Annotated in this window: 25 protein-coding genes; 16 read left to right on the forward strand and 9 right to left on the reverse strand. The window is 55.9% G+C overall.

The genetic code is table 11. From position 1 onward, the window contains the following. Nucleotides 1-39: 39 nt before the first annotated feature. The 4 genes from yidC to rpmH are packed head-to-tail and all read right to left on the reverse strand — an operon-like array spanning nucleotide 40 to nucleotide 2427. Nucleotides 40-1686 (reverse strand): membrane protein insertase YidC, encoded by a 1647-nt coding sequence (gene yidC / locus AC0IXH_RS17785; RefSeq protein WP_134823112.1) that lies wholly within the window; start codon nucleotides 1684-1686, stop codon nucleotides 40-42. Nucleotides 1687-1688: 2 nt separating this feature from the next. After that, nucleotides 1689-1946, reverse strand: coding sequence for a membrane protein insertion efficiency factor YidD (gene yidD / locus AC0IXH_RS17790; protein ID WP_071822134.1), 258 nt, complete (start codon nucleotides 1944-1946; stop codon nucleotides 1689-1691). Then, a complete protein-coding gene (gene rnpA / locus AC0IXH_RS17795; RefSeq protein WP_034889333.1) occupies nucleotides 1910-2269 on the reverse strand; it encodes a ribonuclease P protein component in 360 nt (119 codons plus the stop codon). The genes yidD and rnpA overlap by 37 nt, the downstream gene beginning before the upstream one ends. A gap of 17 nt (nucleotides 2270-2286) precedes the next feature. Further along, on the reverse strand, nucleotides 2287-2427 hold the full coding sequence (gene rpmH, locus AC0IXH_RS17800) for a 50S ribosomal protein L34 (protein WP_013204567.1): 141 nt from the start codon (nucleotides 2425-2427) through the stop codon (nucleotides 2287-2289). Nucleotides 2428-3029: 602 nt separating this feature from the next. Between rpmH and dnaA the strand changes: the two genes are divergently transcribed. From dnaA to gyrB, 4 genes are all read left to right on the forward strand, one after another. After that, on the forward strand, nucleotides 3030-4421 hold the full coding sequence (gene dnaA / locus AC0IXH_RS17805) for a chromosomal replication initiator protein DnaA (RefSeq protein WP_013204566.1): 1392 nt from the start codon (nucleotides 3030-3032) through the stop codon (nucleotides 4419-4421). Between the two features lie 4 nt (nucleotides 4422-4425). Next, nucleotides 4426-5526, forward strand: a complete 1101-nt coding sequence (dnaN, locus tag AC0IXH_RS17810) for a DNA polymerase III subunit beta (protein ID WP_013204565.1) — start codon at nucleotides 4426-4428, stop codon at nucleotides 5524-5526. Nucleotides 5527-5714: 188 nt separating this feature from the next. Beyond that, nucleotides 5715-6800: a DNA replication/repair protein RecF gene (gene recF / locus AC0IXH_RS17815; RefSeq protein ID WP_013204564.1), complete on the forward strand. Its 1086-nt coding sequence runs from the start codon at nucleotides 5715-5717 to the stop codon at nucleotides 6798-6800. A gap of 17 nt (nucleotides 6801-6817) precedes the next feature. Continuing rightward, on the forward strand, nucleotides 6818-9226 hold the full coding sequence (gyrB, locus tag AC0IXH_RS17820) for a DNA topoisomerase (ATP-hydrolyzing) subunit B (RefSeq protein ID WP_013204563.1): 2409 nt from the start codon (nucleotides 6818-6820) through the stop codon (nucleotides 9224-9226). Between the two features lie 69 nt (nucleotides 9227-9295). Here the strand turns inward: gyrB and AC0IXH_RS17825 are convergent, their stop codons facing one another. Next, a complete protein-coding gene (locus tag AC0IXH_RS17825) occupies nucleotides 9296-9904 on the reverse strand; it encodes a helix-turn-helix domain-containing protein (protein WP_013204562.1) in 609 nt (202 codons plus the stop codon). A gap of 184 nt (nucleotides 9905-10088) precedes the next feature. On the opposite strand from AC0IXH_RS17825, the gene yidA reads away from it, so the two are divergent. From yidA to AC0IXH_RS17865, 8 genes are all read left to right on the forward strand, one after another. After that, complete coding sequence (gene yidA, locus AC0IXH_RS17830; protein ID WP_013204561.1) at nucleotides 10089-10898, forward strand: sugar-phosphatase; 810 nt, start codon at nucleotides 10089-10091, stop codon at nucleotides 10896-10898. A 177-nt stretch (nucleotides 10899-11075) separates the two neighbouring features. Beyond that, nucleotides 11076-11771 carry a FadR/GntR family transcriptional regulator gene (locus AC0IXH_RS17835; protein WP_053141078.1) on the forward strand — a complete coding sequence of 232 codons (696 nt, stop codon included), beginning with the start codon at nucleotides 11076-11078 and terminating at the stop codon, nucleotides 11769-11771. Continuing rightward, a complete protein-coding gene (locus tag AC0IXH_RS17840) occupies nucleotides 11768-12649 on the forward strand; it encodes a 2-dehydro-3-deoxygalactonokinase (protein WP_471720774.1) in 882 nt (293 codons plus the stop codon). The genes AC0IXH_RS17835 and AC0IXH_RS17840 overlap by 4 nt, the downstream gene beginning before the upstream one ends. Beyond that, nucleotides 12633-13250 (forward strand): 2-dehydro-3-deoxy-6-phosphogalactonate aldolase, encoded by a 618-nt coding sequence (locus AC0IXH_RS17845; RefSeq protein ID WP_471720775.1) that lies wholly within the window; start codon nucleotides 12633-12635, stop codon nucleotides 13248-13250. The genes AC0IXH_RS17840 and AC0IXH_RS17845 overlap by 17 nt, the downstream gene beginning before the upstream one ends. Continuing rightward, a complete protein-coding gene (dgoD, locus tag AC0IXH_RS17850; RefSeq protein ID WP_471720776.1) occupies nucleotides 13247-14395 on the forward strand; it encodes a galactonate dehydratase in 1149 nt (382 codons plus the stop codon). The genes AC0IXH_RS17845 and dgoD overlap by 4 nt, the downstream gene beginning before the upstream one ends. A 294-nt stretch (nucleotides 14396-14689) precedes the next feature. After that, a complete protein-coding gene (locus tag AC0IXH_RS17855) occupies nucleotides 14690-16003 on the forward strand; it encodes an MFS transporter (protein ID WP_013204556.1) in 1314 nt (437 codons plus the stop codon). Nucleotide 16004: 1 nt separating this feature from the next. Beyond that, complete coding sequence (locus AC0IXH_RS17860; RefSeq protein ID WP_471720777.1) at nucleotides 16005-16946, forward strand: 2-hydroxyacid dehydrogenase; 942 nt, start codon at nucleotides 16005-16007, stop codon at nucleotides 16944-16946. A 42-nt stretch (nucleotides 16947-16988) separates the two neighbouring features. Continuing rightward, on the forward strand, nucleotides 16989-18257 hold the full coding sequence (locus AC0IXH_RS17865; RefSeq protein ID WP_041692467.1) for a DUF3748 domain-containing protein: 1269 nt from the start codon (nucleotides 16989-16991) through the stop codon (nucleotides 18255-18257). A 14-nt stretch (nucleotides 18258-18271) separates the two neighbouring features. Here the strand turns inward: AC0IXH_RS17865 and AC0IXH_RS17870 are convergent, their stop codons facing one another. Together AC0IXH_RS17870 and AC0IXH_RS17875 are read right to left on the reverse strand one after the other, a co-directional pair. Beyond that, nucleotides 18272-18640: a YceK/YidQ family lipoprotein gene (locus AC0IXH_RS17870; protein WP_053141587.1), complete on the reverse strand. Its 369-nt coding sequence runs from the start codon at nucleotides 18638-18640 to the stop codon at nucleotides 18272-18274. 253 nt (nucleotides 18641-18893) lie between these two features. Continuing rightward, nucleotides 18894-20144, reverse strand: a complete 1251-nt coding sequence (locus AC0IXH_RS17875; RefSeq protein WP_105760536.1) for a valine--pyruvate transaminase — start codon at nucleotides 20142-20144, stop codon at nucleotides 18894-18896. Between AC0IXH_RS17875 and AC0IXH_RS17880 the strand changes: the two genes are divergently transcribed. From AC0IXH_RS17880 to kduD, 4 genes are all read left to right on the forward strand, one after another. Further along, nucleotides 20106-20303 carry a hypothetical protein gene (locus AC0IXH_RS17880; protein ID WP_162096470.1) on the forward strand — a complete coding sequence of 66 codons (198 nt, stop codon included), beginning with the start codon at nucleotides 20106-20108 and terminating at the stop codon, nucleotides 20301-20303. The genes AC0IXH_RS17875 and AC0IXH_RS17880 overlap by 39 nt on opposite strands. Before the next feature lie 281 nt (nucleotides 20304-20584). After that, a complete protein-coding gene (gene kdgT, locus AC0IXH_RS17885) occupies nucleotides 20585-21547 on the forward strand; it encodes a 2-keto-3-deoxygluconate transporter (RefSeq protein ID WP_471720778.1) in 963 nt (320 codons plus the stop codon). 9 nt (nucleotides 21548-21556) lie between these two features. After that, nucleotides 21557-22393: a 5-dehydro-4-deoxy-D-glucuronate isomerase gene (gene kduI / locus AC0IXH_RS17890; protein ID WP_471720779.1), complete on the forward strand. Its 837-nt coding sequence runs from the start codon at nucleotides 21557-21559 to the stop codon at nucleotides 22391-22393. Nucleotides 22394-22476: 83 nt separating this feature from the next. Then, nucleotides 22477-23238: a 2-dehydro-3-deoxy-D-gluconate 5-dehydrogenase KduD gene (kduD, locus tag AC0IXH_RS17895; RefSeq protein WP_346600372.1), complete on the forward strand. Its 762-nt coding sequence runs from the start codon at nucleotides 22477-22479 to the stop codon at nucleotides 23236-23238. Nucleotides 23239-23302: 64 nt separating this feature from the next. Here the strand turns inward: kduD and ghrB are convergent, their stop codons facing one another. Next, nucleotides 23303-24277: a glyoxylate/hydroxypyruvate reductase GhrB gene (ghrB, locus tag AC0IXH_RS17900; RefSeq protein WP_151036178.1), complete on the reverse strand. Its 975-nt coding sequence runs from the start codon at nucleotides 24275-24277 to the stop codon at nucleotides 23303-23305. A 51-nt stretch (nucleotides 24278-24328) separates the two neighbouring features. Continuing rightward, nucleotides 24329-25615 (reverse strand): MFS transporter, encoded by a 1287-nt coding sequence (locus tag AC0IXH_RS17905; RefSeq protein WP_053141095.1) that lies wholly within the window; start codon nucleotides 25613-25615, stop codon nucleotides 24329-24331. Between the last annotated feature and the right edge of the window lie 61 nt (nucleotides 25616-25676).

Consider the following 25676-nt stretch of genomic DNA (forward strand, 5'->3'; position numbering starts at 1 on the left):
AATGAGAAATCCTCCGGGTGAAGCATCTTTTAGTGAAACTTATGCTTTCTTCTTGTCACGGCTGTGTAAGCCACGTTTTTCCAGGCCGCGATAAATCAGCTGCTGCTGGATAATGGTGACCAGGTTACTGACGATGTAGTACAGCACCAGACCAGACGGGAACCACAGGAAGAACACGGTGAAGATCACCGGCATAAAGGTCATGATCTTCTGCTGCATCGGGTCGGTCACGGTGGTCGGCGACATCTTCTGAATGAAGAACATCGTTACGCCCATCAGGATCGGCAGGATGTAGTACGGGTCCTGTGCAGACAGGTCATGGATCCACAGTGCAAACGGCGCATGACGCAGTTCAATCGAGCCCATCAGCATGTAATACAGCGCCAGGAAGATTGGCATCTGGATAACCAGCGGCAGACAGCCACCCAATGGGTTCACTTTCTCTGCTTTGTACAGCGCCATCATTTCCTGGCTCATACGCTGCTTATCTTCACCGATACGCTCACGCATTGCCTGAATCTTCGGCTGCAGCATGCGCATTTTCGCCATGGAGGTGTACTGCGCTTTAGTCAGCGGGTACATGATGCCACGAACGATAAAGGTGATAACGATAATGGAGAAGCCCCAGTTACCGATAAAGCTGTGCAGGAATTTCAGCAGTTTGAACAGCGGCTGCGAGATAAACCACAACCAGCCATAATCCACGGTCAGGTCCAGATGCGGCGCGATAGCGGCCATCTTGTCCTGAATTTCCGGTCCAACCCACAGGGTGGCAGCCAGATTCTGCTGCGCGCCAGGGGCGATAGTGACCGGTGCAGATTTGTAGCCGATAGCCGCAATACCGTTACCCAGGTTACTGGTGTAAAGCGTATTGGTGCCGTTGGTGCGTGGCACCCAGGCCGTCGCGAAGTATTGCTGAAGCATCGCCACCCAACCGTTGTTGGTGGTGGTGCTCAGGTTTTCGTTATCGCTGATTTTATCAAACTTGTACTTCTCGTAGTTGGTCTCACTGCTGGAGTAAGCCGCGCCACGGAAAGTGTGCAACGCAAAATTATTACTGCCGGTATCGCGGTGTTTTGGCAGGTCGATGGTCTGCTTCAGCTGACCGAACATCGCCACTTCCAGCGGCTGCTGGGTGGTGTTGTTAACCTGATAATCCACGTTGATCGCAAACTCACCGCGCTTCAGTACGAAGGTTTTGGTGTAGGTTGCGCCGTTTTCCGCAGTGTAGGTCATCGGGATACGCAGTTCGCTCTGGCCGTCCGCCATCTCAAAGCTATCCTGAGTGGTGGTGAACAGTGGACGCGCGCCGTTAGCCGGGTTGTCCGGGCCGTTACGACCGGTCAGACCGCTCTGAGCCTGATACAGAAAACCTGGGTTGGTTTCCAGCAGCTGGAATGGCTGAGAAGAACCCAGTTTATCCGGGTAAGTCAGCAGCTGTGCCTGCTCGATATCGCCACCACGGGTGTTGATATGTAATGTCAGGACATCAGTCTTAACGGTGATCGTTTTGCCCTGTCCGCTGGCAGGTACGCCCTGGTTTGCGGCATCACCGGCTGCGCTGGTCGTGTTTTGTGTGGTCTGAGTCTGCACAGGCTGCGGAGCGTGGTCCGTCTGCCAGGCTTGCCAGATCATAAAAGACACGAACAGAAAAGCGATGAGAAAAAGATTGCGTTGCGAATCCATCGTTAATGTTCTCTGTTATCGTCGGTTTTTGGCGGCACCGGATCGTCGCCACCCGGGTTCAAGGGGTGGCATTTTAATACGCGTTTCATCGTTAACCAACTGCCTTTTATCACCCCAAACCTGCGCAATGCCTCAATACCGTATTGAGAACAGGTGGGATGGAAGCGACAGTGGGGTCCTAAAAGCGGACTAATCGCGCGTTGATACACGCGGATGACCGCTATCAGGAGCCGCGAGCCAGGCGACAGTGACGACGCCATAGTTTCTCCAACGCTTCCGTCAGCGCACGGTTATCCAGGTCAGCCACGCCTTTTTTCGCCACGATCACGAAATCCATTGCTGGAAGTTCATGTTGACGCAGGCGAAAACTCTCGCGGGTCAATCTCTTGATCCGGTTGCGTTCATGCGCGCGTTTGACGTGTTTTTTTGCGACGGTAAGACCGATGCGGGGATGCCCCAGCGAGTTCAGGCGGCCGAGAATAGTAATTTGCGGCGTGCCAGCTCTTTGTGGCTGCTGGAAGACGAAAGTGAAATGAGTGGGAGTTAACAAACGTAACTCCCTGGGAAATGCGAGCTTAACCACTGAGCGGTTAGCTTTTATTACTTAGAAACGGTCAGGCGTGAACGGCCTTTAGCACGACGACGTGCCAGAACCTGTTGACCATTTTTTGTTGCCATACGAGCACGGAAACCGTGTGAACGGTTACGCTTCAGTACGGACGGTTGAAAAGTGCGTTTCATGGCGATTTCTACCTAAACTTGGAAAATTTTCACTGGGTGACGCGTTTTGATGGTCAGAAAACCGACCGACGCCTCAGTGTGTCTTTAATAAAGAGGCGGGATTGTAATAATTGTACAGTCCGGAGTCAATTTACTTCGCGTTAAAAGCCGCGTCTGGATGTCCCGGTCGACCGCAAAACCAGCCGGTACGGGCCAGAGCGCTACGCGTCGGGGCGAGAATTATACGGCCTCTGCTATAAAGCGCAAGGATCGTTCAGGATCTTCTTGCGATCCCTTACATCAGGCTTGCGACAATAACGTGACGGGCGCTTTAAAATTCGATGAATGCAGACGATCCTGAATGCCTTTTGAGCACGAGAGCGTAAACTTATCCCCGCAGCGATGGCCTGTGGATAAATTGGATCAAAACTGTGTAGAAAGTGAAGATCTCTGCTTCGCTTTACGCTATGATCCGCCCTTCCGTTTGCGATCCTCCGGGTCGATCGATGGCGGGATAACCGCGGACAGCGGTTCGTATGTGCGTCATCTGCATGCGTCAACAATGATGAATTTATCGCTTCAGCGCCTTTTTTCTTATCGAATTTTTTCGAGTGGAGTCCGCCGTGTCACTTACGCTATGGCAACAGTGTCTTGCCCGTTTGCAGGATGAACTACCTGCCACCGAATTCAGCATGTGGATACGCCCACTGCAGGCCGAATTGAACGACAACACGTTGGCCTTGTATGCACCAAACCGGTTTGTACTCGATTGGGTTCGGGATAAATACCTCAATAATATTAATGGCCTGCTGAATGATTTCTGCGGCACGGATGTGCCGTTGCTGCGTTTTGAAGTGGGCAGCAAGCCGGTGACACGTCAGATCAGCCAGCCGGTGATGGCCAGCGCCCATGCCAGTGCACCGGTGCAGGGTTCACGCCCCGTGCATACCCGCCCAAGCTGGGACAGCATGCCGGCACCGGCGGAGCTCTCTTATCGCTCGAACGTCAACACCAAGCACAACTTTGATAACTTCGTTGAAGGTAAATCAAACCAGTTAGCCCGTGCGGCTGCGCGTCAGGTGGCGGACAATCCTGGCGGCGCTTATAACCCTTTATTCCTCTATGGCGGCACCGGTCTGGGTAAAACCCACCTGTTGCACGCGGTAGGTAACGGCATCATGGCGCGTAAACCCAATGCCAAAGTGGTTTACATGCACTCCGAGCGCTTTGTACAGGACATGGTCAAGGCGCTGCAGAACAACGCCATTGAAGAGTTCAAACGCTACTACCGTTCGGTCGATGCGTTGCTGATCGATGACATTCAGTTCTTTGCCAATAAAGAACGATCTCAGGAAGAGTTTTTCCACACCTTTAATGCGTTGCTGGAAGGCAACCAACAGATCATTCTGACCTCGGATCGCTATCCGAAAGAGATCAACGGTGTGGAAGATCGTCTGAAGTCGCGCTTTGGCTGGGGACTGACCGTGGCGATCGAGCCGCCAGAACTGGAAACGCGCGTGGCGATCCTGATGAAAAAAGCCGATGAAAACGACATCCGCCTGCCGGGTGAAGTGGCTTTCTTTATTGCCAAGCGTTTACGATCCAACGTGCGTGAGTTAGAAGGCGCGTTGAACCGCGTGATTGCCAACGCCAACTTTACCGGCCGGGCGATTACCATTGATTTTGTGCGGGAAGCTCTGCGCGATCTGCTGGCACTTCAGGAGAAGTTGGTCACCATCGACAACATCCAGAAGACAGTGGCAGAGTATTACAAAATCAAAGTGGCTGATTTGCTCTCCAAGCGGCGTTCCCGCTCGGTGGCCCGCCCACGCCAGATGGCGATGGCAATGGCGAAAGAATTGACCAACCACAGTTTACCGGAAATCGGTGATGCTTTCGGGGGTCGTGACCATACCACGGTGCTGCATGCCTGTCGTAAAATCGAGCAGCTGCGTGAAGAAAGTCACGATATTAAAGAAGATTTCTCAAATCTAATCAGAACATTATCTTCCTGACGCTATGAAATTTATTGTAGAACGCGAGCATTTACTCAAGCCATTACAGCAGGTCAGCAGCCCACTGGGCGGACGGCCGACCTTACCTATCCTCGGCAACCTGCTGTTACAGGTCAATGAAGGCAGCCTGTTGCTGACCGGCACGGATCTGGAGATGGAAATGGTGGCCCGTGTCGCGCTGACACAGGAACACGAACCTGGCGCCACGACGGTGCCAGCCCGTAAGTTTTTCGATATCTGCCGTGGCCTGCCTGAAGGCGCGGAGATTACCGTGATGCTGGACGGCGAAAGAATGCTGGTGCGCTCCGGCCGCAGCCGTTTCTCGCTTTCCACACTGCCGGCCAGCGACTTCCCGAATCTGGATGACTGGACCAGCGAAGTGGAATTTACGCTGCCGCAGGCCACGCTGAAGCGTCTGATCGAAGCGACCCAGTTCTCGATGGCGCATCAGGATGTGCGTTACTACCTGAACGGCATGCTGTTTGAAACCGAAGGTGAAGAGCTGCGTACCGTGGCCACCGATGGTCACCGTCTGGCGGTCTGTTCGATGCCGGTCGGTCAGCAACTGCCGAGCCATTCGGTGATCGTGCCGCGTAAAGGCGTGATTGAGCTGGTGCGTCTGCTGGATGGTGGCGATACGCCACTGCAGGTGCAGATCGGCAGCAACAATATTCGTGCGCATGTCGGCGACTTTATCTTCACCTCCAAGCTGGTTGATGGACGTTTCCCGGATTATCGTCGCGTATTGCCGAAGAACCCGGACAAAACGCTGGATGCCGGTTGCGACATTCTTAAGCAAGCTTTTGCCCGTGCGGCGATCCTCTCTAACGAGAAGTTCCGCGGGGTTCGTCTGTATGTCAGCGAAAATCAGCTGAAAATTACCGCGAACAACCCGGAACAGGAAGAAGCGGAAGAGATGCTGGATGTCACCTACGGCGGCACCGATATGGAAATTGGTTTTAACGTCAGCTACGTACTGGACGTGCTCAATGCGCTGAAGTGTGAAAATGTGCGCCTGCTGCTGACCGACTCCGTTTCCAGCGTACAGATTGAAGATGCAGCCAGCCAGAGCGCGGCCTACGTCGTCATGCCAATGCGGTTGTAGTAGACTATCGGGCTAACTTACTTGTCATTTTGCGCCCGGGCAGTGCTCGCCGCCCTCACCTACTTTAGTACGCTGCGGCGGCTCCGCGCTGGTCGGGTGCAAACTGACTGCGCCGTTGACGCCCTGGCCTGTCGTAAAAAAAGGGCAGGATGCGGCTTTATCATCGCCTGTTTTGGAATTCCGTCTGTATGGCTTTAACCCGCCTGCTTATCAAAGACTTTCGTAATATCGAAAATGCGGATCTGGCGCTGGCACCCGGCTTTAACTTTCTGGTGGGCGCGAACGGCAGTGGCAAAACCAGCGTGCTGGAAGCGATCTATACGCTTGGCCACGGTCGCGCGTTTCGCAGCCTGCAGGCAGGACGGGTTATCCGCCACGAACAGGATGCGTTTGTCCTGCACGGGCGTATTGAAGGCGCCGAGCGCGAAATCTCGGTCGGTCTGACCAAGAATCGCGCCGGAGACAGCAAGGTGCGCATCGACGGCAGCGACGGCCATAAAGTCGCCGAGCTGGCGCAGATGCTGCCGATGCAGCTGATCACGCCGGAAGGTTTTACGCTGCTTAACGGCGGGCCGAAATACCGTCGCGCCTACATCGACTGGGGCTGTTTTCATAATGAACCCGGCTTCTTTACCGCCTGGAGCAACCTGCGCAGGCTGATGAAACAGCGCAATGCCGCCTTGCGTCAGGTGTCACGCTATCAGCAAATCCGCGCCTGGGATCAGGAGCTGGTTCCCCTTGCTGAGCAGATCAGCCGCTGGCGAGCCGCCTACAGCGACGCCATTGCCGAAGATATCAACGCCACCTGCGCGCAGTTTTTACCTGAATTTAAGCTGACCTTCTCTTTCCAGCGCGGCTGGGACAAAGAGACGGAGTACGGCGAACTGCTCGAACGCCAGTTTGAACGCGATCGGGCACTGACTTACACCGCCAGCGGCCCGCACAAAGCGGATTTCCGAATCCGTGCCGACGGGACGCCGGTTGAAGATTTACTGTCACGCGGCCAGTTAAAGCTGCTGATGTGCGCCCTGAGACTGGCGCAGGGTGAGTTTCTCACCCGACAGAATGGGCGACGCTGCCTGTATCTGATAGATGATTTTGCCTCCGAGCTGGATGAGACGCGGCGACAGTTGTTAGCCTCCCGTCTGAAAGCCACGCATGCCCAGGTTTTTGTTAGTGCAATCAGTGCCGAACACGTGTTCGACATGACTGACGAAAAGGGCAAGATGTTCCACGTGGAACAAGGTAAAATAGCGGTTCAACCTGAAGATTAAACGAGCGAGAAACGTTGATGTCGAATTCTTATGACTCCTCAAGTATCAAAGTTCTTAAAGGGCTTGATGCAGTACGCAAGCGCCCGGGTATGTATATCGGCGATACGGATGACGGCACCGGTCTGCATCACATGGTATTCGAGGTCGTGGATAACGCTATCGACGAAGCACTCGCCGGTCACTGTAAAGATATTCTGGTGACTATTCATGCGGATAACTCCGTATCCGTTCAGGATGATGGCCGTGGTATTCCTACCGGCATCCATGAAGAAGAAGGCATTTCTGCGGCAGAAGTGATCATGACCGTGCTGCACGCAGGCGGTAAATTTGATGACAACTCCTATAAAGTTTCCGGTGGTCTGCACGGCGTCGGCGTGTCAGTGGTTAACGCCCTGTCTGAAAAGCTGGAGCTGACCATTCGCCGCGAAGGCAAGGTTCACAATCAGATTTACGTTCATGGCGTGCCACAGGCGCCACTGCACGTGACTGGTGAAACCGATCTGACCGGTACCCGCGTACGTTTCTGGCCAAGCCATCAGACCTTCACCAACGTGACCGATTTCGAATATGAAATCCTCGCCAAGCGTCTGCGTGAGCTGTCGTTCCTGAACTCCGGCGTGTCGATCAAGCTGGAAGACAAGCGTGATGCTCGTCAGGATCACTATCACTACGAAGGCGGCATCAAGGCGTTCGTTGAGTACCTGAACAAGAACAAAACCCCGATTCACCCGAATGTCTTCTATTTCTCGACGGAAAAAGACGGCATTGGCGTGGAAGTGGCGCTGCAGTGGAACGACGGTTTCCAGGAAAACATCTACTGCTTCACCAACAACATCCCACAGCGCGATGGCGGCACGCACCTCGTTGGTTTCCGTACCGCGATGACCCGTACGCTGAACGCCTACATGGATAAAGAAGGCTACAGCAAGAAAGCGAAAGTCAGCGCCACCGGTGACGATGCCCGTGAAGGCCTGATTGCGGTGGTATCGGTGAAAGTGCCGGACCCGAAATTCTCCTCACAGACCAAAGACAAGCTGGTCTCTTCTGAGGTGAAAACAGCGGTTGAGCAGCAGATGAACGAACTGCTGGCGGAATACCTGCTGGAAAACCCGACCGATGCGAAAATCGTGGTCGGTAAAATTATCGATGCGGCCCGTGCCCGTGAAGCGGCCCGTCGTGCGCGTGAAATGACCCGCCGTAAAGGCGCGCTGGATCTGGCAGGTCTGCCAGGCAAACTGGCTGACTGTCAGGAGCGTGACCCGGCGCTGTGCGAAATCTACCTAGTGGAGGGTGACTCTGCAGGCGGATCCGCCAAGCAGGGACGTAACCGTAAAAACCAGGCGATCCTGCCGTTGAAAGGTAAAATCCTCAACGTTGAGAAAGCGCGCTTCGATAAGATGCTCGCCTCGCAGGAAGTTGCCACGCTGATCACCGCGCTGGGCTGCGGCATCGGCCGTGACGAATACAACCCGGACAAACTGCGTTATCACAGCATCATCATCATGACCGATGCCGACGTGGATGGATCGCACATCCGTACGCTGCTGCTGACCTTCTTCTACCGCCAGATGCCGGAAATCATCGAGCGTGGCCATGTCTATATTGCCCAGCCACCGCTGTACAAAGTGAAGAAAGGCAAGCAGGAGCAGTACATCAAGGATGATGACGCGATGGATCAGTACCAAATCGCGATCGCGCTGGATGGCGCAACCCTGCACACCAACGCCGAAGCACCGGCACTGGGCGGCGCGCCGCTGGAAACGCTGGTGTCAGAATTCAACAGCACCCGTAAAATGATCAAACGTATGGAGCGCCGTTATCCGGTAGCCCTGCTGAACTCGCTGATCTACCACTCAACGCTGAGCGACCTGTCTGAACAGGCGACGGTACAGAGCTGGATTGACGGGCTGATTGTGATGCTGAACGAGAAAGAGCAGCACGGTAGCTCTTACAGCGGTCTGGTGCGTGAGAATCTGGAACAGCATATCTTCGAGCCGATTGTTCGCATCCGTACCCACGGCGTGGACACCGATTATCCTCTGGATAACGAATTCGTCTCCGGCGGTGAATACCGTAAGATCTGCGCGCTGGGTGAAAAACTGCGTGGCCTGATCGAAGAAGATGCCTTCATCGAACGTGGCGAGCGCCGTCAGCCGATCGAGAGCTTCGAGCAGGCGATGGACTGGCTGGTGAAAGAGTCACGTCGTGGCCTGACGGTTCAGCGCTACAAAGGTCTGGGTGAGATGAACCCGGAGCAGCTGTGGGAAACCACCATGGATCCAGACAGCCGCCGTATGCTGCGTGTGACGGTGAAAGATGCGATTGCCGCTGACCAGCTGTTTACCACGCTGATGGGCGATGCGGTTGAACCGCGTCGTGCCTTTATCGAAGAGAATGCGCTGCGTGCAGCGAACATCGATATTTAACGCGTACTGAGTCACAAGAAAGGCAGATCCCAGGATCTGCCTTTTTTTATGGCTGTATGGCTGTCGTCTCTAGGGCGGATTCCCCCCCACTAACGCATAACGGTAAAACTCACTGTTATTTTTCATGCCGAGCTTACGCATTACCGCACGTTTATGGGTGCTGATGGTTTTGACACTCAGACTGGTCAGACGCGAAATATCGGTAAGTGACAGACCCAGACGCGTATATTTGACTACCATAGCCTGTTGTTTGCTAAGGGTAATCGGATCCTGGGTGCCACAATGGCGGGGATCGTAAAAGGGTGATGAAGCCGAACCGCGGGCATTTTTATAGCTGAACAGTTCAACCAGCCGTTGCCTCGAATCACGTTGGGTCACCTGATATTTATGTTGCTGGCAGGAACGGTTCTCTGCATGGCACGCTGCGGCCAGCCAGATCGACAGGCAACGCTCCCTGGACGGATCCTCTGATTCCTGAAGCGATTTTGCCCGAGATTTTTTACCTGGTATTAACTTAAATTCATCGGTGAGGATGATATTTGCTGTGAGTAACTCTCTGTTAGCATCCGCCACCAAAAACACCGGATTTCCCTCATATTGCGGGAGCCAGGCTTCCTGGATAAGACCGATTGCACCCGAGATAAAAAAACTATCTTTACTGACGATGACAATATTCATTCTGTTTCCTCCTTGAATGTCACGCTCGGTTATCATCTCACATTTGTTCAAAAACCACACATCGAATAAATTTGCCTTTAGGTGCCGTTCCCGACGGGTTTTAGCGATATGCCGTTTGTTCGGGCTGGTCAATGCGAGCTGAATCGCGCTAGCATGAAGCAAACCGTTAGCTGACGAGGACGTTATGGCAATAAAATTGATTGCGATTGATATGGATGGCACCCTGCTAAACCCACAGCATGAAGTGACTCCTGGGGTAAAAAAGGCGATTCAGGCCGCCCGTGAGAAAGGTGTTTCTGTGGTGCTGGCCACCGGCCGGCCGTTTATCGGCGTGCAGCGTTACCTGATGGAGCTGGATTTACAGCACGAAGGGCAATACTGCATCACTAATAACGGCGCGCTGGTTCAGCAGGCGGCTACCGGTGAGTGCGTGGCGGAAGCGACGTTAACCCACGATGACTACCTCTATTTTGAAAAGCTGGCGCGTGAGCTGGGCGTTCACTTCCAGGCGCTGACCAAATCCGAGCTGTATACCGCCAATAAAGACATCAGCGCGTTCACCGTGCATGAGTCGTTCCTGACCGGCATTCCGCTGCACTATCGTGCGGTTGAAGAGATGGACAGCAGCATGACCTTCCCGAAAGTGATGATGATCGATCCGCCTGAAATCCTCGACAAGGCCATTGCCCGCCTGCCGGAGGAAGCGCGTGAGCGCGCGACGATCATGAAAAGCTCGCCTTACTACCTTGAAATCCTGAATAAAAAGGTGAATAAAGGCGCGGGCGTTAAGGCGCTTGCCGACCGTCTCGGCCTGTCCCGTGATGAAGTGATGGCCATCGGCGATCAGGAAAACGACATGGCGATGCTGGAATTTGCCGGCACCGGCGTGGCGATGGGAAATGGCATTGAATCGGTCAAAGCTATCGCCCAGTTTGTCACCAAAACCAACCTGGAAGACGGCGTGGCCTATGCCATCGAGAAGTTTGTGCTGTAATGCCTGACCCAGCGTCCCGGCCAGTCCGGGACGTTTCTCTTCCTTCGCATCCCTCCCTGATTTCTCCTGCTTCCCCCGATCTGCCTCGGGTGGATTGTCTGTTTTGTGATCTGGATTGTAGTACAACCTGAGTTATGGGTACTACAATGGCCCCTTCGCTATTCTCCATGGAACATCATGAAAGACGACCTCAGCAAAACGGACCGTATCATTCTGACCCTCGGCGAAGAGGTGGTAGCGGGCAAATATGCGCCCGGTGCCTCATTGCCGGCAGAAGCTGAGCTTTGCGAGCAGTTCAGCACCTCGCGCAATATCATTCGCGAAGTGTACCGATCGCTGATGGCCAAGCGGCTGATAGAGATGAAACGCTATCGCGGCGCCTTTGTGACCCCGCGCAGCCAGTGGAACTTCCTCGACAGCGACGTGCTGCAATGGTCGCTGAAGCACGATCAGGATCCGCGCCTGATTGCCGCGATGAGCGAAGTGCGCAACCTGGTGGAACCGCAAATTGCGCGCTGGTCTGCCGAGCGGGCCACCTCGCGGGATTTAGCCAACATCGAAGCGGCGCTGAACGATATGGTCACGCACCACCGCGACCGCGAAGCTTTTAATCAGGCCGATATTCGCTATCACGAAGCGGTGCTGGAATCGGTGCATAACCCGGTGCTTCAGCAGCTTAGCGTGGCCATCAGTTCGCTGCAGTTAGCGGTTTTTGAACGCACTTACATGCCTGATAGCGGCAATATGCCCAATACATTGCAGGAGCATAAAGCGCTGTTTGACGCCATTCGCCATCAGAAGCCGGATGAGGCTGAACAGGCGGCACTGACGATGATCGCCAGTTCAACCCGACGACTAAAGGACATCACGTGACCCGCTATATCGCTATCGACTGGGGTTCCACCAACCTGCGTGCCTGGTATTACCGTGAAGGCATCTGCCAGGAGGAACGTCGTTCTGAATCCGGCATCACCCGGCTGAACGGCCGCACGCCGGCAGAGGTCTTTGCCCGCGTGACCGAAGGCTGGCCGGTGGACGACGTGCCGGTGGTGATGGCCGGCATGGTGGGCAGTAACGCCGGCTGGTTAAGCGTGCCCTATCTGCCTTGTCCGGTCGCGCTGGCGGATATCGCGTCGCGCCTGACCAGGGTGGATGGCCTCGCCTGGATTGTGCCGGGGCTGAGCATCGACCGCCGCGATAACGTCAATGTGATGCGCGGCGAAGAAACGCAGTTGCTCGGTGCCGCGCAACGGCATCCCGCGTCACATTACGTGATGCCGGGCACGCACTCAAAATGGGTAAGGGCAGATGGCGGCAAGATTGTTGATTTTCGTACGGTGATCACCGGCGAACTGCACCATGTTCTGCTCAATCATTCGCTGGTGGGTGCCGGTTTACCTGCACAACAGCCGGATGCCGAAGCGTTCCGTCAGGGGCTGGAAACCGGCGCTAATGACCGCAGCATTCTCAGCCGACTGTTTGAGGTGCGCGCGGCCCATGTGCTGGGCACGCGTCCGCGGGAATCGGTCAGCGAGTTTCTTTCCGGCCTGTTGATTGGTCATGAAGTTGCGCTGATGAAAGAGACCTTTATGCCGGGTGAAACGGCGCCGATCACCCTTATCGCCGGCAGTTCACTGGCCGATCGCTATCAGCAGGCGATGACCTTAAGTGGACTGTCGGCCCATTTGCTGGAAGGCGACACCGCCTTCCAATACGGAATCAGGAGTATCGCCGATGAACTGGTCAACTAAGCTGCCGCTGATCGCTATTCTGCGCGGCATTCGCCCGGAAGAGGCTGAGGAGCATGTTGCCGCGCTGATTGATGCCGGTTTCGATGCCATTGAAATCCCACTGAATTCGCCAGACTGGGAAATGAGCATTGCCAACATGGTGACGACTTTTGGCCATCAGGCGCTGATTGGGGCGGGTACGGTGCTGGAGCCTGAGCAGGTCGATCGCCTGGCCGCCATTAACAGCAAGCTGGTGGTGACGCCCAATACCGATCCCGCCGTGATCCGCCGCGCCGTGGAGCGTGGCATGACGGTGGCCGCAGGCTGCGCCACGGCGTCGGAAGCCTTCGCCGCGCTGAAGGCCGGTGCGCAGGCGCTGAAAATCTTCCCTTCTTCCGCTTTTGGCCCGGATTACATCAAAGCGCTGAAAGCGGTGCTGCCTGCGGATGTGCCGGTGTTCGCCGTTGGCGGCGTCACCCCTGAAAATCTTCATGCGTTTCTGGCTGCCGGTTGCGTGGGCGCTGGGCTGGGTAGCGATCTCTATCGCGCCGGACAGCCGGTAACCCGCACCGCAGCGCAGGCACGCGCGTTCGTTGCCGCCTATAAGGAAGCCGTACAATGAAAATCACCAAATTAACCACCTATCGCCTGCCGCCGCGCTGGATGTTCCTGAAAATTGAAACCGACGAAGGCGTGGTTGGCTGGGGCGAGCCGGTGATTGAAGGGCGGGCAAAAAGCGTCGAAGCGGCGGTGCATGAGCTGTCTGAGTATCTGATTGGCCAGGATCCGGCGCGCATTAATGATTTGTGGCAGGTGATGTATCGCGGCGGTTTCTACCGTGGTGGCCCGATCCTGATGAGCGCCATCGCCGGTATCGACCAGGCATTGTGGGATATCAAAGGCAAGGTGCTGGGCGTGCCGGTCTGGCAGCTGCTCGGTGGCCTGGTACGTGACAGTATCAAAGCCTACAGCTGGGTGGGCGGCGATCGTCCGGCCGAAGTGATTGATGGCATTAAGAAACTGCGCGAAATCGGCTTTGATACCTTCAAGCTGAACGGCTGCGAAGAGATGGGCATAATCGACAGCTCGCGCAAAGTGGATGCGGCAGTCAACACCGTAGCGCAGATCCGCGAAGCCTTTGGGAATGAGATCGAGTTTGGTCTGGATTTCCACGGACGCGTCAGTGCGCCGATGGCCAAAATCCTGATCAAAGAGCTGGAGCCTTACCGTCCGCTGTTTATTGAAGAGCCGGTGCTGGCAGAGCAGGCGGAATATTACCCGCGGCTGGCGGCCCAGACCCATCTGCCGATTGCGGCGGGAGAAAGGATGTATTCCCGCTTTGAATTCAAGCGGGTGCTGGAAGCGGGTGGGCTGGCGATTCTGCAGCCGGATCTCTCCCACGCCGGTGGAATTACCGAGTGCTTTAAAATTGCCGCGATGGCGGAAACCTATGACGTCGCACTGGCACCGCACTGTCCGTTGGGACCGATTGCGCTGGCATCCTGCCTGCACGTGGATTTTGTTTCCCGCAATGCGGTATTCCAGGAGCAGAGCATGGGCATTCACTACAATAAAGGCGCGGAATTGCTGGATTATGTGGTGAATAAAGAAGACTTCAATATGAAGGGCGGCCACTTTGCACCGCTGAATAAACCGGGGCTGGGCGTGGAAATTAACGAACAGCTGGTGATTGAACGCAGTCAGCAGGTGCAGGACTGGCGGAATCCTTTGTGGCGGTTCCCGGACGGCTCCGTTGCCGAATGGTAAATCTCCTGCTCCCCTGGCTTTCTGGCGGCGTTCGCTGCGGAAACTGACCCGAATCACTGACTCTGGTCAGCTCATCGGGATCGGTTTCCTGGCTGCCTTGCCAGAAAACCAGGGGCCTGGAGATTAACATGGGAGAGAGTTAATTAAAGGCCAAGGCAAAAGAGTAAAAGCTGGGTCTTAGTTAAATAGTGTTATAGCAATAATAATAATGACATACCCTAAAAACTCCGCGTGCGCTGCGGGCGGTGTTTCTGCTGCCCGAATATGGCGATAACGCCCACCGAGGTTATTATTATGACCACCGATCTGTATACCTCTACGCTGAAACAACTGAACGCGAAAATAATTCCGTTTATCGTCATCTGCTATTTTGTGGCGAATCTGGATAAGACCAATATCTCGATTGCCGCGCTGCAAATGAATGCGGATCTGGGGTTGTCTGCCAGTATGTATGGCCTGGGTGTCGGCATGTTTTATATCTCTTATATTCTGTTTGAGATCCCCAGCAATGTGATTATGACCAAAGTCGGTGCGCGCCGCTGGATCGCCCGCATCATGATTACCTGGGGCATTGTCAGTACCGGGATGGCCTTTGTACACAGCGCCAATCAGCTGTACGTGATGCGCTTTTTACTGGGCATGGCAGAAGCCGGGTTTGCCCCAGGCATCATCTATTACATCTCCTGCTGGTTCCCGAAAAGTAACCGCGCCCGTGCGATGTCCTTCTTCTATATGGGCTCGGTTGCCGCCTCCATTATTGGGCTGCCGGTATCGGGTGCGATCCTGAATATGCACGGCATTGCGGAAATTGCCGGATGGCGCTGGCTGTTCGCGCTGGAAGGTATTCCGGCCCTGGTGTTGGGCGTATTGGTACTGTGGCGCCTGCCGGATACACCCGACCATGCGCCCTGGTTAAACCCGGAGCAGAAATCCTGGCTGAAGCAGCGTTTGCAGCAGGACAATGTCGGCGTAGAGATCGGTAAAAATCACGCCTGGTGGAGCGCCCTGAAAGACAAAACGGTGTTGCTGCTGAGCCTGGTGTGGTTCCTGCAGGCCTTTGGCTCCATCGGCATTACGCTGTTTATGCCGCTGATCATCAAAAGTATGGCCGCCGAACAGAGCAACTTCGTTATCAGCCTGCTTTCAGCCGTGCCGTTTGTGATGGCCTGCCTGTTTATGTACCTGAACGGTCGCCATTCTGACAAAACCAACGAACGCTCCTGGCATATGGGGCTGCCGCTGATCTTCTCCGGGCTGGCCCTGGCGGTGGCGATTTATTCCGGCAATCTGGTGGTGTCCTATCTGTTGCTGGTGCTGACCGTCGGCTTTAACTTTGCGCTGACCCCGATTTTCTGGGCGGTCACCACCGAAAAACTGGCCGGTGTGGCGGCGGCTGCCTCCATCGCCTTTATCAATACCGTGGCGAACTTCGTCGGCCTCGGTTTACCGCCGATCCTTGGCAAAATCAAAGACATGACCAACAGCTACCATTACGGTTTGCTGATTGTGGCCGTGGCGCTCATCCTCGGTGGGGTGATCGGCATTATCGTGTCACGCCCTTCGCGTGATGCGCTGAAATCCGTTCCTCACCCTCAGTCAGGTAATTGAAATGAAGAAGAAAGTATTGCAGCTGGCCGGCTTGCCCGCGCCCCTGATGTCCGCCCTGCAGGAAGCGTATGAGGTGGTGGAATACAGCACCCTGAGCGACCGCGATTTTTCCGGCATGGCGGGGGAGTTTGAAGTGGTGCTGACCAATGGCGAAGGGGTGGTGACCCGCGAGCAGATCGCCGCTTTACCGGCCCTCAAGCTGATTGCGGTATTTGGTGTCGGCTATGACGGCGTTGATGTGCAGGCCGCGCGTGATCATCAGGTTAAGGTGAGCCACACGCCGGATGTGCTGACGGAAGACGTCGCTGACCTCGCTATCGGTCTGATGCTGGCCACGTCCCGTCAGATCCCGGCGGCACAGACCTTTATCGAGCAGGGAAAATGGTCGCAGGGAAGCTTTCCATGGACCCGCAAGGTCTCCGGCGCGGCGTTAGGGATTGTCGGGCTGGGACGTATTGGCCAGGCGGTAGCCCAACGCGCGCAGGCGTTTGATATGTCGATCGCCTACTGCAACCGTTCGCCGCTGCAAGACGTGGCTTATCGCTATCAGCCTGATGTGGTGGCGCTGGCAAAAGAGTGCGACTTTTTGTTGGTCTGCGCACCCGGCACCGCCAGCAATCGCCATCTGATTAACCGCGACGTGCTGGATGCGCTGGGCAGCGACGGCATTCTGGTCAACGTTGGGCGCGGCAGCGTGGTGGATGAACAGGCGCTGATCGCGGCACTGGATGCCGGCACGCTGGGCGGCGCCGGGCTGGACGTGTTCAGCGACGAACCGCGGGTGCCGGCGGCATTACAACACCGGCCAAATGTGGTGCTGACGCCGCATATGGCCAGCGCCACCTGGGCCACGCGCCAGGCGATGTCTCAGCTGGTGCTGGATAACGTGGCCGCATTTTTTAACGGTTCACCGTTGGTCTCGCCAGTACCCGAAAGCCGCTGAATGCATTACCCTTAGCTGCATAGAAGGCTAGGGGTAAGCATGATGACAGAGACACAGCTGACGTTTGATCCACGCAATCACCAACTCACCAACATCAACATCTGGACGGCAGACAGCCAGTGGTTGGTGTATGACGTGCGGCCAAATGGCGCCACCTTTACCAGCCTGACCGTTGAGCGGGTTAACCTCAGCGGCCAGACGGAAGTGCTGTATCAGGCCAAAGACGGCGCGCATGTCGGCGTGGTCACTGCCAGCCCCGATTTACCGCCGCGCTATGTGTGCATCCACGGCCCGGAACACCCGGACAGCCAGTGGAAGTATGATTTTCACCATCGCCGTGGCGTCATTATTCAACACGGCCATCTGGAAAACCTGGACGCCTGCGATATCACGCCACCCTTCACCGCCGGCGCGTTGCGGGGCGGCACGCATGTGCATGTCTTCAGCCCTGACGGTTCGCGCCTCAGCTTTACCTATAACGATCATCTGATGCACGAGCTGCACAATGGCGAAGATTTACGTAACGTCGGCGTTGCCGTGCCGCTGCATGCGGTATGCCCACCGAAGCAGCATCCCCGCGAATACGATGGCAGCCATTATTGCGTACTGGTGAGCAAAACCACCTCAACACCGGTGGCCGGCAGTGACGATATCAACCGGGCATATGAAGAGGGCTGGGTCGGTGAAGAGGGCTATCTGAAACATGATGGTCACCGGCAGCGCTGGGCGCTGGCCTTTATTGGCGACACGCTGGCAGCAAACGGCGACAAGGTGCCGGAAGTGTTTCTGGTCGATCTGCCGGCGAAAATGGCCGATTACGCGCTGGAGGGCGATGCGCCGCTGGCCGGAACCCCAACCAGCCTGCCTGCGCCGCCGGAAAACGTCTTCCAGCGCCGCCTGACCTTCACCCATCAACGTGCTTATCCTGGCCTGGCAACCGCGCCGCGTCACTGGTTACGCAGTTCGCCTGACGGGCGCGCCATTGCCTTTTTGATGAAAGATGACGCGGGGGTGGTTCAGCTGTGGACGGTTGCGCCAACGGGCGGCGAGCCACGGCAGGTCACCCAGGCGAAGAGTGATATTCAGTCCGCCTTCAGCTGGCATCCGAATGGGCGCGCAGTGGCGCTGATCAACGATAACAGCGTGATGCTATGTCATGTGGCGAGCGGCAAGCTGCAGCGTCTGACGGCAAGAACGGACGACGCGCCACTGGCGGATGCGGTGGTCTGTTCGCCGGATGGATTGCATGTGGCCTACCTGCGCAACGTCAACGGCTGGCAACAGGTGTTTGTGGTCAGCGTGGGGGAATAATTTGCCTGACGCCGTTACTGAGGAGGCGTGGTGCTCGGCATTGGGGCCGCGGTGGCGAGGCTTTCGTTAGTGTGGTTTTGCCGCTCGCTTTGCAGCACGCGTTCACGCGGGGAGCTTGCCGTCTGATCTTTGCCGCTGCGATAGTAATCCCACGGCAGCAAAATCGTATCCACTACGGCTGAAAACGGCAGGTCGAGGGCAGCAAGCGGACGCATCACCCAGCCGTTATTGCTGTCTGCAACGGTCGCTGCGCCAGCACGTGTGCCGGAATAGTACCCCTGATCCGGGCCGGCATGGCTCATTATGCTGGAGCATCCCGTGGTGCTGACCACAGAAAGGCAGGCAAGCAGACCGGCACAGCGGCATTTATTTAACACTTTCATCATCATCATCCCTTCAGTCACGGCAACGCCGGCCTGATTGTTATCGTCATGTGCAGGGAGTTCCCGGCCGCTCTGTGGCGACTCATGCACTGGTGCGACGAATTCTTCCCTGAGTGTATGACATTCATCGGCAGATGGTTAAAAAATTTGCGTTTCGATGCCCTGAAAGCTCCGTCGGCGTCACAAATGCCTTTATACAGGATGCTGAAGTTTTCAGCCTGCTAAAAGCAAGGGCCGCAGCAGCGGCCCTTTTTTATCCTTCCTGATGCGCCCGCGCGATCTCTTCGGCGAGGATCGCAATTCCCCGCTCGATAGTGTCGTTGTCCGGCACATAGTTCATACGCATACATTGATGCGTATGTGGCCATTCCTGCTCCAGACCGGGGAAGAAGAAGTGGCCGGGCACCATCAACACGCCGCGCTTTTTCAGCCGCTGATACAGCACTTCAGTTGAAACGGGCAGATCTTTAAACCACAGCCAGAGGAAAATCGCCCCTTCCGGCTTATGGATCAGGCAGCGATCTTCCGACAAATAGCGGCGAATGACGGCAATCGTCTCGGTCACCCGCTGCTGATAGAACGGCTTGATCACCTCTTCCGACAAACGCAGCAAATCGCCACGCTGGATCATCTCATTGGCGATGGCCGGGCCAATACTGCCGGGCGCCAGGCTGATAATGCCGTTCATATTGCTGATGGCCGAGATCACTTTCTCATCGGCAATGATAATGCCGCAGCGCGCGCCCGGCAGGCCGAGCTTCGACAGGCTCATGCACAGAATAATATTCGGGTTCCACAGCGGTCGCGCTTCGCTAAAGATAATGCCGGGGAAAGGCACGCCATAGGCATTATCAATCAGCAGCGGGATCTGATGCTGTTGCGCCAGCACATCGAGCTTCATCAGCTCTTCGTCGGTGATCACGTTGCCGGTGGGATTGGTCGGGCGTGAGACGCAGATTAGCCCGGTGTCATCGGTGATGTTGAGATGCTCAAAATCAACGTGATATTTAAACTGGCCTTCCGGCAGCATCTCGATATTTGGACGGGTGGAGACAAACAGATCCTCATCCAGCCCGGCATCGGCATAGCCGAGGTATTCCGGTGCCAGCGGGAACAGCACCCGCTTTTTGCTGCCATCGGCGCGACGGCCGGCGTACAGGTTAAACAGATAGAAGAACGCGCTCTGGCTGCCGTTGGTGAGGGCGATATTTTTCGGGCTGATTTCCCAGCCAAGCTGTTCGCGCAGCAGAGTAGAAAGCGACTCCAGCAGCGTGGTTTTTCCGCGCGGGCCATCATAGTTGCACAACGCCTCGGCAAGCTTGCCTTCATCGTGCATCTGTTGCAGCAGCTGCTGGAAATAGTCATTCATTGCGGGGATCTGTGCGGGATTGCCGCCGCCCAGCATCACTGCTCCCGGTGTGCGTAATCCTTCACCCATATCTTCCATCAGGCGCGTAATGCCTGAATGTTGCGTAAATTTGTCACCGAAGGCGGAAAAGCTCATAACGTGTTAACTACTTTGTCTGATCGTGTGGAGGTTTACCTTAACGCCAGCCCAGGCGGGATGCAATCGCACCTCCGTGAAAACGGTAAAGCATTTGTTAAAGCAGGTTTCCTTGCGCGGCCGGGGCATCCTGTGCTGGTCGTCGCTGCCATTAAATAATACCTTAACATTACCTTGAAATAATTAACCGGTAATTAACATGCCGCATTAATAATAAATGAAACAGCGTTTTGTTTTTATGAAAATAACGTATCAATCCCCGTTAATTTCGACGTCGATCACGGTTATCGGGGTTTCTCTTTGGCTATAGTGTGCCCTCGATAAATCATCAGGGATGCTTCGCACGCGCTGTTATACCTCTCTTAATTTTATTCCAGGCTAATCCGATTATTACGGCGGGATTTATTCGCGCCAAAAAAGGAAAGGGTGAAAAATTAACGATGAAGATTAAACAAGCCATTGAACGTTTGCCCGGCGGGATGATGCTGGTGCCGTTATTTCTCGGCGCCATTGTCCACACGCTCACGCCGGATGCCGGAAAAGTATTGGGTTCATTCACCAACGGGCTGATGACCGGCACGGTGCCGGTGCTCGCCGTCTGGTTCCTCTGCATGGGCGCTTCTATTCAGCTGAAGGCCACCGGCAGCGTATTACGCAAGTCAGGCACGCTGGTGGTCACCAAGATTGCCATGACCTGGCTTGTCGCTGCGGTGGCTTCGCGCCTTATTCCTGAACATGGCGTTGAGGTCGGATTTTTTGCCGGGATGTCGACGCTGGCAGTAGTGGCGGCAATGGACATGACCAACGGCGGCCTGTATGCCTCGCTGATGCAGCAGTATGGCAGCAAGGAGGAAGCCGGGGCGTTCGTGCTGATGTCGGTCGAATCCGGCCCGCTGATGACCATGGTGATCCTTGGCACGGCGGGCATTGCCTCCTTTGAACCGCAGGTCTTTCTGGGTGCGGTGTTGCCCTTTTTAATCGGGTTTGCGCTCGGCAATCTGGATCCTGAGCTGCGTGAATTTTTCAGCAAAGCGGTCCACACCCTGATCCCCTTCTTTGGCTTTGCGCTGGGCAACACCATCAATCTTGGGGTGATCCTCGATACCGGCTTGCTTGGCTGTCTGCTCGGCGTCAGCGTGATTGTTATCACCGGCATACCGTTAATGATCGCCGATAAGTTTATCGGCGGCGGCAACGGCACGGCTGGGATTGCCGCCTCCAGCTCGGCCGGAGCCGCAGTGGCCACACCGGTGCTGATCGCCGAAATGGTGCCGCACTTCAAACCCATGGCTCCGGCAGCAACCGCACTGGTGGCAACCTCGGTGATTGTCACCTCGGTGCTGGTGCCGATCCTCACCGCCCTCTGGTCAAAGCGCCAGACCGCTTTCGTCCGCCAGATATAAGGTAACCGCATGCAAATACGCCAAAGCATTCACAGCGATCACGCCCGCCAGTTGGACACCGCTGCGCTGCGCCGTGAGTTTTTGATTGAGTCCATTTTTGACGCCGACCGCTACACCATGACCTACAGCCATATCGACCGCATCGTCATCGGCGGCCTGATGCCGGTCAACAAACGGCTGGCTTTTCCGCCGGAGGTAGGCAAGCAGTTTGGCGTCAGCCATTTCCTTGAACGCCGCGAGCTGGGGACGATCAACATTGGTGGCCCGGGCGTGGTTGACGTCGATGGCCAGGAATATCACGTCGGGCATAAAGAAGCGCTGTACGTCGGCAAGGGCGCACAGCAGATGGTGTTCAGCAGCCTGAGCGCCGCCAGACCGGCCAAATTCTATTACGCCAGCGCGCCGGCCCATACCTGCTATCCCACGGTGGTGGTGACCCGCGACCAGGTTATGCAGCAGACGCTGGGCCGCCCGGAAACCAGCAACCTGCGCACCATTAATAAATATCTGGTGCCGGATGTCCTCACGACCTGCCAGCTGACCATGGGCCTGACCGAACTGGCTGAAGGCAACCTGTGGAACACCCTGCCTTGTCACACCCACGAGCGCCGTATGGAGGTCTATTTCTACTTCAATATGGATGAGCAAACGGCGGTGTTCCATATGATGGGCGAACCGCAGCAAACCCGCCATCTGCTGGTTCACAACGAGCAGGCGGTGATCTCACCCAGCTGGTCGATTCACGCCGGCGTCGGCACCAAAAACTACGCCTTTATCTGGGCCATGGTCGGCGAGAACCAGGTTTTCGACGATATGGACCCGGTCAACATCCGCGATATCCGCTAAACCCGTCTGCCGGAGACGGGGAATAAAGCGCCCGTCTTCGCAGCGATTGCAACGCCTTCAGGGCACTGAAAAGGAAGATCACCATGAGTTTGAATACGTTTAGCTTGCAGGGCCGTGTGGCCATCGTCACCGGCTGCGATACCGGGCTGGGGCAGGGAATGGCCGTTGGGCTGGCCGAGGCGGGCTGCGATATTGTCGGCATTAATATTGTCGAGCCCACCGAAACCCACGGCATGGTGGCAGGACTGGGTCGTCGCTTTCTGAGCCTGACCGCCGATCTGGGACAGATTGAGTGCCTTGCCGGTCTGGTAGAAACCGCGGTTGCCGAATTCGGCAGGGTGGATATTCTGGTCAATAACGCCGGCATCATCCGTCGCGAAGATGCGATCAACTTCAGCGAAAAAGACTGGGACGACGTGATGAACCTGAACATTAAATCGGTGTTCTTTATGTCCCAGACGGTGGCGAAACAGTTTATTAAGCAGGGTCTCGGCGGCAAAATCGTCAATATTGCCTCAATGCTCTCTTATCAGGGCGGGATCAGGGTGCCTTCTTACACCGCGTCGAAAAGCGCGGTTATGGGCGTGACGCGTCTGTTGGCGAATGAGTGGGCGAAGCACGGCATCAACGTCAATGCGATTGCGCCGGGCTATATGGCGACCAACAATACGCAGCAGCTGCGGGCGGATGAAAAGCGCAACGGTGAAATCGTTGACCGCATTCCGGCCAGCCGCTGGGGACGTCCTGAAGATATGAAAGGGCCGGTAGTGTTTCTGGCCTCGCCCGCTTCAGACTATGTGCATGGCTACACGCTGGCGGTCGATGGCGGTTGGCTGGCACGCTAAGGGGTAAACGCCAGGCCACCGGCAGGATGGGTGGCCTGGTTCTTCCTTTTAAGCCCGTCTCGGCTTATTTGATCACCTGCGGGTTCACGCAGTTTTTCTCTACCTTGCCGGTCAACGCCGCAATCAGGTTATCCACCGCATCGCTGGCCATACCATAACGCGTTTCATGGGTCGCCGAACCGATATGCGGCAGCGCCACCACGTTTGGCAGCGTCAGCAGCGGAGAGTCTGCCGGTAACGGCTCCTGCTCAAAGACATCCAGACCTGCGGCGTGGATCGTGCCATCTTTCAGGGCCGCAATCAGTGCCTGCTCATCGACCACCGGACCGCGACCCGCATTGATCAGCACCGCGCTGGACTTCATTTTTGCCAGCTGCTCACGGCCAATCAGGTGATGGGTTTCGTCAGTCAGCGGCAGGCTGATGCACAGGAAATCAGACTCTTTCAGCAGCGTATCGAGGTCGCAATAGGTGGCATCAAAACGCTGTTCGGCTTCTTCATGATGCTTACGCGCGTTATAGAGGATCGGCATGCTGAAGCCGAGGTGCGCGCGCTGTGCCAGCGCCAGGCCGATGCGGCCCATGCCCAGAATACCCAGCTTTTTGTGGTGAACGTCGATACCGAACCAGTCCGCGCCAATATTGCTTTTCCACTCACCGGCTTTCACCCGCTCGGCGACTTCGGTCACGCGACGGGCCGATGCCAGCACCAGCGCCATCATGGTATCGGCCACGGTTTCGGTCAGCACGGTAGGCGTGTGCATCAGCACCACACCGCGATCGTTAAGGGCGGCGATATCGAAATTATCCACGCCAACCGAGACGCTGGAGGCGGCACGCAGCTTTGGTGCTTTGCTCAGGAAGTCGGCGTCAACCTTGCCTCCGGATCCCAGAATGCCTTCAGCCTGCTGAAAAGCCGCCGCGTGCTGACTCAGGTTTTCTGGGGTCAGGCCGTTAATCTCGGTGACGGTAAAATGGGCGTCGAGCTTTGCGCGCAGATCGTCCGGTAATTTTTTATACAGCACCACAGAAGGTTTCATTTCGTCTCCCTTTTAAATTGAGGAACGGGCCAGCTGGCCCGTTTTGCATTTTTAAGCGTGTTTAGCGCCGCGGGGCATCGGGGGCTGATTATTCTCCGCCGGCTTCACAATCAACGTCAGCCAGACTGAAATCAACAGCGATCCTCCCATAAAGATATACGACGCTGAAGGGCTGCCGGTGGCACCGTTCAGGTAACCGACCACCCACGAACCGAGGAATGAGCCCAGCGCACCCATCGCATTGATCAGCGCCATGGCGCCACCGGCCACGTTACGCGGCAGCATCTCCGGAATAATGGCGAAGAACGGTCCGTAAGGGGCATACATCGCGGCACCGGCAATCACCAACAGGGTGAACGACAGCCAGAAATTATTGGCTCCTACAAGATATGACCCTAAAAACGCCAGCGCGCCAATCAACAGCAACGGCCAGACAAACAATTTGCGGTTTTGTAACTTATCCGACGCCCAGGAGACCACAATCATCGCAATGGTTGCGGCGAGGTAAGGAACGGCGGACAGCCAGCCGGCTTCCACCATGCCCATCTGGTTGCCGTTACGCAGAATCGACGGTAACCACAGCACGAAGCCGTACACGCCAATGCTCCAGGTAAAGTACTGAACGCACAGGATAATCACGTTGCGGGATTTAAAGGCTTCGCTGTAATTGCGCACCGCTTTGATATTTTCCTGCTCTTTTTGCAGCTGCGCCTGCAGCGCGGCTTTTTCATCGTCGCTCAGCCATTTGGCCTGCGCAGGCTTATCCTGCACCATAAACCACCAGGCAACCGCCCAAATCACCGCCGGGATCCCTTCGAAAATAAACATCTCACGCCAGCCGAAGGCTTCAATCAGATAGCCGGATACCACCGACATCCACAGCACGGTGACCGGGTTACCGAGGATCAGGAAGGTATTGGCGCGTGAACGTTCGGATTTGGTGAACCAGTTACTGATATAAATCAGCATCGCGGGCATTACTGCAGCTTCCACCACGCCGAGCACAAAGCGAATCGCCGCCAGCATTGGAATGTTGCTCACCATGCCGGTTAATGACGCGCAGACGCCCCACAGAATCAAACAGACGAACACCAGCTTCTTCACGCTGCGGCGTTCGGCATAGATAGCGCCAGGGATCTGGAAGAAGAAGTAGCCGAGGAAGAACAGGGCGCCCAGCAGCGATGACATGCCTTTGGTGATCCCCAGATCGTCGTTTATCCCTGCAGCGGAGGCAAAGCTGAAGTTTGCCCTGTCCAGATACGCCAGGCTGTAGGTGATAAACACGATGGGCATGATGTACCACCAGCGTTTAGGCGCGATTGTTTTCTGTTTGTTCATAGGTGGATCCTCTGTTTGAGGTTTACCGCATTCTGTCCTGTAGGGAAACGATGCGGTTTCA

Source organism: Erwinia sp. AC075, from assembly GCF_979253995.1.